Below are 6,327 nucleotides of genomic sequence, written 5' to 3'. Positions count from 1 at the left end.
CGGCGCTCAAGAATAACATTCGGTTTTAAGTAATGGGAATTTAGTTATGTCCCAGCCTCTTTTATCGGAAGGCACGGTGTTCTTTAATAACTCGGATGTATTCAATTGATTCATCCATTAAACCTTGCACCGGCAAACCTGCTTCCAGATTTCGTTTAATATAGCTGATATTTTCGGCGCTAATGATTTCACCTGGAATGAAAATCGGGATTCCTGGCGGATAGACCATGATGGATTCAGCGCTGATACGACCTTCTGCTTCTGCTAGAGGGATTGCTTCTGTATCTGCATAAAAAGCATCACGGGGACTTAAGGATAAGACAGGTATATCTGGTACAGATACCTCTATCTCGGTAGCTGAAATTTCTGCTTGATGAAGGTCTGCCAAATCTGTCAAAGCATCGATAAGCTGCTGGATTTCTTCAACTGTATCAGCCGGTGTAATCAGAAACAGCAAGTTATACAAGTCAGAAAGTTCAACCTCGATATTTTTTTCTTTTCGCAGCCAGCGTTCTGCTTCGCTACCCGATATACCGAGCTGTTTTACAGACACAAGCAGCTTAGTCGGATCCATAGCAAAAGCTGCCTCTGAACCAAGAATCTCCTTACCAGCACAATATAGGCCCTCTATGCTGTTAATGCCTTGCCGTGCATCATTTGCCAGCTGTATACTATGCGAGTTCATATCCTGGCCTTTGGTAGCAAGCTGGCGGCGCGCTGCATCCAATGATGCTAGCAGAATATAAGATGTACTCGTTGATGTGAGCATAGAAAGAACCGTCTGAACCTGTTCATGACGTACCAATCCCTCACGCAGATTCAAGATGGAGCTTTGTGTTAGTGAGCCTCCAAGCTTGTGGACACTGGTAGCGGCGAGGTCTGCTCCTGCAGCCATGGCTGAAACAGGCATTTCATCGTGAAAGTGAATGTGAACACCATGTGCTTCGTCAACAAGAACAGGGACTTCGTAACGGTGGGATATTTCTACGATATGTGCTAAATCGGCAGCCACACCAAAGTAAGTCGGATTGATGACGAGTACAGCTTTTGCATCCGGATTTGCTTCCAGTGCTTTTTCAACAGCTTCCGGAGTGATACCGTGTGATATACCAAGTGTGTGATCCAGCTGAGGATGCACGAAGACAGGTATCGCTCCAGAAAAGATTAGTGCGCTGGTTACAGATTTATGGACGTTCCGGGGTACGATAATCTTGTCCCCTGGTTTACATACACTCATGACCATTGCCATGATCGGAGTACTTGTTCCCTGGACGGAAAAGAATGTATAGTCTGCTCCAAAGGCTTTGGCCGCAAGCTGCTGTGCTTCTTGGATCATCCCGTGTGGGTGATGCAAGTCGTCCAGAGGTTCTATATTTATCAAATCGATGGAAAGGGCATTCTCACCTATATATTCCGAGAATTCCTTATCCATGCCTTTTCCGGTTTTATGTCCTGGTATATGAAACTGCAATGGTTTATTCGCCGCATGCTTACGCACACCCTCGAATAGTGGTGCTTGTTCTTGTGAAAACATCTTAGCTGACACCTCTTTATATGTTAAAAACAAAAGAATTATAGCAAAACTGTATGGCGATTACTAGCGATTTTTGTACTTAGGTATATATTAGCTAAGTAAAACTTGGTACTTTAATTTGGTTTTGATTCAGAAGTGTCAATTAATACTCTTTTTTTACAAGATAGGACTGTTTGATTGTGTATTGTGGCTATGTTTTTTATTTAATTTAAAGCGTATTTGGAAGTTAGAATCTATGTAACTCGTCTTTAGAACAAAATCTAATAAATATAAAGACAAGGTCTGGCTGATAACCTTGCATCCATTCTGGTTTGCAGACAGTTTGTTTTTGCCCTTCAATCGTTTATTGTCTCTTATTTCTTGCCTTCCTTATCGCTTAACTTTTGACATATCCCGTGATTCTATATATACTTTCCTGAAATATGTTTAAAGATGCTATGTCAAACTCAAAAACAAATATTAGTAGAATAGAATGTTAGAAAGTGGGTACAACGCGATAATGAAGACCAACTTATTACAAAATAAGTATTCAGTTTTTTTTTCAATCGCAGTAGTTTTATTGTGGATGAAAACCTATATTGTTCAATTAACACAATTTGAATTAGGAATAGAAAATACGCTGCAGGAATTTCTATTATTCCTTAACCCTTTGGGATCGTCATTGTTATTTTTGGGATTAGCTTTGTTATTTAAAGGTCGCAAAAAATATATAATGCTTATGGTTATTTATTTTATAATGACGTTTCTTCTATATGCAAATGTGTTATATTACCGCTTCTTTAATGACTTTATTACGGCGCCAACTATGTTCCAGACTCAAAACTTCGGGGATGTCAGCGGTAGTGTAGGCTCATTGTTGAGAGGCTATGACTTCTTGATCTTTATCGATTTCCTGGTGTTGATTGGATTACTAGTTTTTAAGGTTATTAAAATTGAATATTACGATATGAAACGCCGCCAAGTAGCTGTTTTATTCTCTTTGGCATTAGGAGTTTCTTGTTTGAACCTTGCTTTAGCTGAAACAGATCGACCAGAATTATTAACTCGTGGGTTCGACCGTAACTATATTGTTAAGTATTTAGGGATGTACAACTATACTATTTATGATGCGGTTCAAAGTACAAAAGCATCTGCTCAAAGCGTTTTAGCGGAGAGCAATGATATGACGGAAGTGATAAATTTTACGCAAGCTAACTACGCGGAACCAAATCCAAATTACTTTGGCGCAGCTCAAGGGAAAAACGTCATTTACCTCCATCTTGAATCTATTCAGAATTTCTTGATTGATTACAAGTTACACGGAGAAGAAGTAACACCATTTTTAAACTCACTGACGCAAAACGAAAATACACTTTACTTTGATAATTTTTACCATCAAACAGCTCAAGGTAAAACGGCTGATGCTGAGTTTATGCTGGAAAATTCATTATATGGACTACCTCAGGGTTCAGCATTTACAACAAAGGGATTAAACACCTACCAGGCTGCGCCTGCTATTTTAGACCAGCAGGGGTATTCATCAGCTGTCTTCCACGGGAATACAGGAAGCTTTTGGAATCGAAACGAAATCTATAAATCCTTTGGGTTTAACAATTTCTTTGATTCTTCGTTTTACGATATGAATCCGGAAGACTTAGCGGATTATGGACTAATGGACAAACCGTTTTTTGAGCAGTCGGAACAGCTCTTAGAAACATTACCTCAACCATTTTACGCGAAGTTCATTACAGTAACACACCATTATCCGTATCCTATTGATGAAGAGGATGCCACGATTGCACCACATACGACTGGTGATAAATCAGTAGATAATTACTTCCAAACAGCACGTTATGCGGACGAAGCATTGGAGCAGTTCTTTGCATATTTGAAAGAATCAGGATTATATGAAGATTCTATAATCGTTATGTATGGTGATCATTACGGTATTTCAGAAAACCATAATAAAGCAATGGAAACAGTCCTAGATAAAGAAGAAATTACGCCAACTGATAATGCAACTTTACAAGAAGTACCGTTATTTATACATGCACCCGGTTTAGAAGGCGGTGTGAATCATACGTATGGCGGACAGATTGATTTGCTTCCAACACTGCTCCATTTATTAGGAGTTGAGACAAAGGATAAAATTCAATTAGGGACAGATTTATTGTCAGAACAGCACGATCAAGTTGTTCCTTTCCGTAACGGTGGATATGTAAGTCCTGATATCACCTATACAGATGGTAAATACTACGATACTGCTACAGGTTTATTACTGGAAGATGAAAACCAAATACAAAAAGCTGAGGAATATCAAGAATCTGTTGAACATGAGTTATATTTATCAGATAAGGTTGTAAATGGTGATTTATTACGTTTCTATACACCGGAAAATTTTACTCCTGTGGATCGTACGAAATATAACTATGATAATGAAGAATTAGATAAAAATGAAGAGTTAGATGAAAAGGAAGAATAATCAAGAAGGCTACTCAATGCTTTAAACAAAGCCCCTGGCAGATACTTTAAATAAGTGATCTGCCAGGGGCTTTTATCATTATGTAGTATTTCTTCCGATCGTTTGAATAATAAGATCAAGATAAGATAGTCGATATACCGATTCATTCACATACAGGTTCAAATCGCATGGAAAGTTATTTTCGTGTTACACTATTATCCAGAGAAAAGGAGGGGTAGAATGAGTTACAGCTATCCGATTGATGAAACTTGGACAAAAGAGGAAATCATTGATGTAGTGAATTTCTTCTCATTAGTAGAGCGGACATATGAGGATGGAATCTTGCGTGAAGACTTGCTGCTGGCCTATGATCGCTTTAAGCAGATCATACCTTCCAAGTCGGAAGAAAAGCAGATGGACGCTAAATTCCAGAAGGATTCCGGTTATTCCAGCTATAGAGCAGTAAAGAAAGCCAAGGCTGCTTCACCTGGAGAAAAAATTAGAATGTAAAAAAATCCCCATCCTGATTCAGGAAGGGGATTTTTTATATTAAGTAGGTTCAAAAGCTGCCTGTTCATAAAGAATGGCTGTATGTTTCAGTACATCCTGACATACTTTAAGGAATGCTTCTTTGGAAGCAAGTGCAGGGTCATCGGGCTGTAAATGGACACCGCAGACAAGTTCTGCTTTTTTGACATGCTGCAGCCGGTCTGCAATTTTGTCGTAAAGCTCATCAGTAATCGGAGAAGCATCCGGTTTCATATGATCCATTGACCACACGTAGCGGGACGGGATGGAATTTAGAATCTGTGTTTTTGCCTCTGCCATTTTATAGCCGACTGTTTCCTTCAATGGACTTTCATAAATAAGTGCAAATTGCACGAATACATGTGTACCCCAAAGTCCGATTTGGAAATGAGGCAGTTTCTTATATCCGCGTTTGCTGGAAGCAAGAGCGGACCATGTGTCGTTCGGTGCGTTCTTCGTGCGGCGAGCATGCTTGGCTACATGGACATACATATCATGATCGGTTACTTGCTCTGCATATGGAGCTAGTTCTGTTGCAAGCATCTCCAATTTTGGAGAAAGACGACTGCGCAGCACTTCCATTCTTTCATCTAAACCATCTATTGTAAAAACATCGAAATCTTCTTTTGTGAATAATGCGGTCATTCGTGTCACTCCTTGCTGAAATCTTCCTTCATCATACCCGTCCAATAGTTAAAATGCAAGCGAGGAAAGGTTTACAAACCGCATAGCAGTGGTAAAAAAGAAACAACTTGATAGATGGTATAAATAGAATAGGAGGAGATCAAGATGCGTGATGTAATGGAAGCCTTACGTAAAAGGGAAGCACAAGAGAAGGTGCCTGCTATACGTCTTGAGATCGATTATTTTCTAGTTACTTTGTCTGATGCTATGCAGGAGGAAGATGAGATTGCAGTGAAGGAAGCAAAAGCGAAGCTTCGTGTACTCAGCGAGCAATTGAATCGGTTCGAATCGTGAACTATTTGTGATAAGCTAGTGGAAAGAATGGGGGGCACATGATGGAGCAATCAATAAAACATACATTGCATAAGCAAGCGCAACAGTGGGTGCTAGAAGCAGGACAGCTTATCAAAGAGAAGATGGATGAACCATTGGAGATCATGACAAAGTCAAGCCCGAAAGATCTTGTAACAAAGATGGATAAAGCAGTTGAGTCTTTCTTTTTGGAAAGAATACGTGAAAACTACCCATCGCATAAAGTGTTAGGGGAGGAAGGTATCGGAGAAGCTGTTTCCGAAACGAAAGGTACAGTCTGGATAATCGATCCGATAGACGGTACGATGAATTTTGTCCATCAGAAGTCGAATTTCGCTATTTCAATAGGAATTATACATGACGGTATTGCGGAAATCGGGGTAATTTATAATGTAATGGAGGATACGCTTTATCATGCAATGCGTGGCGAAGGGGCGTTCAAGGGTGACTTTCAGCTGCCAAAGCTTCCCGAAAAGACGCTTGATCAATCGATCATCGAGCTGAATCATTTCTGGCTCTGCCCAAACCGTCGGGTGAATGAAGAAAAGCTGCAGCAGCTCGTCTATCGCGCAATGGGAACTCGAGCATATGGATCAGCAGCGTTGGAGCTTGCTTTTCTGGCTGAGGGGATTACGGATGCTTACTTAACCTTCAGTCTGCAGCCATGGGATTATGCTGGGGGCTTTGTAATACTGCAGGAAGTAGGAGGAAAACTGACTGATGCAACAGGCGAGTCCGTCAATTTCCTGAATAAGACGACAGTAGTCGCAGCAAATAGCAGCATTCACGAAGAATTAATCAAGGATTATATCGAATTGAAATAAAAAAA

At 40.1% G+C, this 6,327-nt stretch carries 6 protein-coding genes; 4 read left to right on the top strand and 2 right to left on the bottom strand.

Features of this window, described 5'->3' with window-relative positions:
* Window positions 1-61: 61 nt before the first annotated feature.
* Window positions 62-1,534 (bottom strand): aminotransferase class I/II-fold pyridoxal phosphate-dependent enzyme, encoded by a 1,473-nt coding sequence (locus AE2B122_RS05155; RefSeq protein WP_095217493.1) that lies wholly within the window; start codon window positions 1,532-1,534, stop codon window positions 62-64.
* A gap of 499 nt (window positions 1,535-2,033) precedes the next feature.
* Here AE2B122_RS05155 and AE2B122_RS05150 point away from each other — a divergent pair, with 499 nt between their 5' ends.
* Window positions 2,034-3,995: an LTA synthase family protein gene (locus AE2B122_RS05150; RefSeq protein ID WP_175073253.1), complete on the top strand. Its 1,962-nt coding sequence runs from the start codon at window positions 2,034-2,036 to the stop codon at window positions 3,993-3,995.
* A gap of 219 nt (window positions 3,996-4,214) precedes the next feature.
* Window positions 4,215-4,484 carry a UPF0223 family protein gene (locus AE2B122_RS05145; protein ID WP_095217495.1) on the top strand — a complete coding sequence of 90 codons (270 nt, stop codon included), beginning with the start codon at window positions 4,215-4,217 and terminating at the stop codon, window positions 4,482-4,484.
* Window positions 4,485-4,523: 39 nt separating this feature from the next.
* Here the strand turns inward: AE2B122_RS05145 and AE2B122_RS05140 are convergent, their stop codons facing one another.
* Window positions 4,524-5,147, bottom strand: a complete 624-nt coding sequence (locus tag AE2B122_RS05140; RefSeq protein ID WP_175073252.1) for a YktB family protein — start codon at window positions 5,145-5,147, stop codon at window positions 4,524-4,526.
* Window positions 5,148-5,291: 144 nt separating this feature from the next.
* Between AE2B122_RS05140 and AE2B122_RS05135 the strand changes: the two genes are divergently transcribed.
* Both AE2B122_RS05135 and AE2B122_RS05130 read left to right on the top strand, forming a co-directional pair.
* The gene (locus AE2B122_RS05135) at window positions 5,292-5,480 is read left to right on the top strand and encodes a hypothetical protein (protein WP_095217497.1); all 189 of its coding nucleotides are present in this window, start codon (window positions 5,292-5,294) and stop codon (window positions 5,478-5,480) included.
* A gap of 41 nt (window positions 5,481-5,521) precedes the next feature.
* Window positions 5,522-6,322, top strand: coding sequence for an inositol monophosphatase family protein (locus AE2B122_RS05130; RefSeq protein WP_175073251.1), 801 nt, complete (start codon window positions 5,522-5,524; stop codon window positions 6,320-6,322).
* Window positions 6,323-6,327: the final 5 nt, after the last annotated feature.

The organism is Terribacillus sp. AE2B 122 (genome assembly GCF_902497585.1).
GTDB classification, from domain to species: Bacteria; Bacillota; Bacilli; order Bacillales; family Amphibacillaceae; genus Terribacillus; species Terribacillus saccharophilus_A.
This window is presented reverse-complemented; position numbering and strand designations above follow the sequence as displayed.

Coding starts and splice junctions, on each gene's coding strand:
- AE2B122_RS05150 (WP_175073253.1), top strand. CDS start 2,034: ATGAAGACCAACTTATTACAAAATAAGTATTCAGTTTTTTTTTCAATC.
- AE2B122_RS05155 (WP_095217493.1), bottom strand. CDS start 1,534: ATGTTTTCACAAGAACAAGCACCACTATTCGAGGGTGTGCGTAAGCAT.
- AE2B122_RS05130 (WP_175073251.1), top strand. CDS start 5,522: ATGGAGCAATCAATAAAACATACATTGCATAAGCAAGCGCAACAGTGG.
- AE2B122_RS05140 (WP_175073252.1), bottom strand. CDS start 5,147: ATGACCGCATTATTCACAAAAGAAGATTTCGATGTTTTTACAATAGAT.
- AE2B122_RS05145 (WP_095217495.1), top strand. CDS start 4,215: ATGAGTTACAGCTATCCGATTGATGAAACTTGGACAAAAGAGGAAATC.
- AE2B122_RS05135 (WP_095217497.1), top strand. CDS start 5,292: ATGCGTGATGTAATGGAAGCCTTACGTAAAAGGGAAGCACAAGAGAAG.